The organism is Intestinibacter sp., assembly GCF_051866655.1.
Taxonomy (GTDB): domain Bacteria; phylum Bacillota; class Clostridia; order Peptostreptococcales; family Peptostreptococcaceae; genus Intestinibacter.
Genome location: NZ_JBJDXL010000381.1, coordinates 1 through 3,154, shown reverse-complemented (window position 1 = coordinate 3,154; position 3,154 = coordinate 1). Strand labels below are relative to the sequence as shown.

Annotated in this window: 4 protein-coding genes; 3 read left to right on the top strand and 1 reads right to left on the bottom strand. The window is 29.9% G+C overall.

Annotation, left to right across the window (positions count from 1 at the left end):
* The first annotated feature begins 152 nt into the window (after positions 1–152).
* Positions 153–1,307: a D-alanyl-D-alanine carboxypeptidase family protein gene (locus tag ACI3VO_RS11365; RefSeq protein ID WP_439758027.1), complete on the top strand. Its 1,155-nt coding sequence runs from the start codon at positions 153–155 to the stop codon at positions 1,305–1,307.
* Positions 1,308–1,352: 45 nt separating this feature from the next.
* On the opposite strand, the gene ACI3VO_RS11360 is transcribed toward ACI3VO_RS11365, so the two are convergent.
* Positions 1,353–1,766, bottom strand: coding sequence for a hypothetical protein (locus ACI3VO_RS11360; RefSeq protein WP_439758026.1), 414 nt, complete (start codon positions 1,764–1,766; stop codon positions 1,353–1,355).
* A 241-nt stretch (positions 1,767–2,007) separates the two neighbouring features.
* Here ACI3VO_RS11360 and ACI3VO_RS11355 point away from each other — a divergent pair, with 241 nt between their 5' ends.
* Positions 2,008–2,604 (top strand): site-2 protease family protein, encoded by a 597-nt coding sequence (locus ACI3VO_RS11355; RefSeq protein ID WP_439758025.1) that lies wholly within the window; start codon positions 2,008–2,010, stop codon positions 2,602–2,604.
* On the top strand, positions 2,605–3,154 hold a 550-nt coding region (locus ACI3VO_RS11350; RefSeq protein ID WP_439758024.1), incomplete at its 3' end, for a segregation and condensation protein A.

The window sequence follows — 3,154 nt, the reverse complement described above, 5'->3', positions numbered from 1 at the left end:
ATTAAAATTTTTTTATAACACATAGGAAATTATATTCCTTTGAAGATGTGGATAGATATAATTTCCGTATATGTGTTTCAAGAAAATCTACATTATAGATCTTTAAAATAAAGATTTTCTTATATAGAATAATCATTTGACGAGGTGACATTATGAAGAGATTTATAAGCGTATTTTTAGCTATAATATTTATTACCTGCCAAAATACTTTTGTGTTTGCAGATAAAAATACAAGTAATAATATCAATATAGGATCAAAATCGGCTGTACTGATGGATGTCAGTAGTGGGCAGGTATTATACGAAAAAAATTGCCATGAAAAATTACCTCCAGCTAGTGTTACCAAGGTAATGACGATGCTTTTAATTTGTGAAGCATTAGAAAGTGGAAAGATAAAAATAAACGACGAAGTTACCATAAGTGAAAATGCAGCTTCGATGGGAGGAAGTCAGATTTTTTTAGAGCCTGGAGAGGTTCAGACCGTTGATAATCTTCTTAAAGGTATAGCTGTTGCATCTGCAAACGACGCCTGTGTTGCGATGGCGGAGTATATCGGTGGAAGTGTAGAGGAATTTGTAGATATGATGAATAAAAAGGCCAAGGAGCTCAAAATGAACGACACTAATTTTGTAAATACAAACGGCCTTCCTGTAGAAAATCACTACACATCTGCTTATGATATAGGGATAATGTCTAGAGAGCTTTTAAAACATGAGATTATTGAAAAATACTTGACTACATGGATGGACAATGTAGTTGTAGGCAAGAAAAAGGCGACAATAGGTCTTGCAAATACAAATAAATTGATAAAGCATTATAACGGTGCTACAGGTGTTAAGACTGGTTTTACTGGAGAGGCAAAATTCTGTGTATCGGCATCTGCAAAGAGAGGAAAAACTCATCTAATAGCAGTTATTTTAGGCGGACAAACCTCAAAGGATAGATTTAAGGATGCAACTACACTTTTAGATTATGGATTTGCAAATTATGAAAGCGTAAAAATATGCTCTAAAGATCAAAAGCTATATACTTTAAAACTTAAAAAGGCAGACTGCGAAAGTGTCGGCTTAGTAGCTAAAGACGATTTGGGAATACTAACTAAAAAGGGTGAGTCAAAGGATTTTACTAAAAAGATAGACGTAGATAAAAATTTAAAGCTTCCTATTAAGCAGGGAACTACTTTAGGTAAGGTGAAGATATATAAAGGAAATAAGTTAATAGGACAAGTCGACCTTGTAAGTAATAGGGATATAGATAAAGCTAGCTATTTACAAATGCTAAAGAGATTAGTTGAAGATATAGTCTAGAGATACCATATAAATAAACCCTATATGAGGTAATTTATATAGGGTTTATTTAATATTGCTTTTTATCAATCCGGCGAGCATTTCAATTTTATTTCTATCTCTATCGACATATTTTCCGAATGTGTTTACAGAATATAATTTTTTACTTGTGACAACAAGTATCTCTAATTTATTTACTTTTAGCGCATTATCATTATTTACATAATGCTTTTCTACTTTTACATCTAAAAGATTTTGGGGTAAAATTTGTTCGAATATTTGTTTTGAAAAATCATAATAATACACTCTTTTATCTTTTACGTATATTAAAGCAGGATAATCTTCTGGAGTTTTAAATTCCAGCTGTATATCGAATTTATTGATAAAATTCTTTTTAAGCTGTGTATCATACCAGCTTGGAGCAATAAAAAATGCGTAAAATAAAAAACAAAATACAATAATCAAAATTATACTTTCCATAAAAAGACCACCTAAATTTATTATTTATTAAATTATATCAAAAAAGATTTAATAGTGCTGACTTAGACAGAGATTTTATTATAGAGAACTTATTTTTAATAATTAGTTAATAATTTTTAATTATACTGTATAAATATATAAAATAATTAAATTCACTTACGTATTTAAATTATTTTGATTAAACACACTATAATTGGTATAATAATAGTATTATCTAAAAAACAATTAGGAGAGAAATTAAATGAGTTTTTTAAGTGATATTTTAGTATCTCTAGTAGGTATAGTATTTGCAATGACTATACATGAATTTGGTCATGCGTTTGCGGCGTATTTACTAGGCGATGATACTGCCAAAAGAGCAGGAAGAATGACAATCAATCCATCTAGACATGTGGATATTTTAGGCTTGATTATGCTTGTTATATTCCATTTCGGATGGGCAAAACCAGTACCAGTAAATCCAAATAATTTTAAAAACTATAGAGTTGGAAGCTTTATCGTAGCTATATCTGGGGCTATCGGAAATTTAATAGGAGCTATAATATGTGCTTTTATTTTAAAATTCAGTCCAATGTACTCTATTAGTTTGATAGCTGCTACAGCTGTAAATTACAATTTATGGTTTGGTGCATTCAACCTACTTCCAGTTCCACCGCTTGATGGATGGGGAGTAATTTCTAGTTTTTTACCTTATAAATACAGAGATTTTGAAATAAAATACGAAAATATAGGATATATAGTATTGATAGTACTATTAATCACAGATTTATATTCTTATATAACAACTCCAATAGTAAGTGTATTTGCAACTATAGTAAGGTTTGTGACAAAAATATAGATGAAGTACAGCATACATTTAAACGTATACGATGGACCTTTAGATCTGCTTTGTGATATGATATCTAAGCAAAAGATAGATATCAAGGATATATCGATAATAGAAATCACAAAGCAGTATCTAGCTTATTTGAATATGCTAGAATCGATGGATTTAGAGGTGACGAGTGATTTTATAACTATGGCTACGAAGCTTTTAGAGATAAAATCAAAATACCTGTTGTTTTCGCAAAGAGACATGGATGAAGAAGAGGATCCACGACTTGAGCTTATGGAGCAGATAAAAGAATATAAAAAATACAAAAGAGCTAGTGATGTTTTGAAGGAAAATGTAGATTACATAAATCAGCCTTACTACAGAACTAGAGAGGAAGTTATTACAGATGAAAAGGTCGATTTAAATGAAATATCGATAGAATCTATAAAAGCCATACTTCCATATATATTTAAGGTAAAAACTATACAAGAAGAAGAAAAAGACGAGAGATTAGATAAAATTGTAAGAGGAAAAATAATACCTGTTGAAGAAAAAATAAAATATATAGAGGATA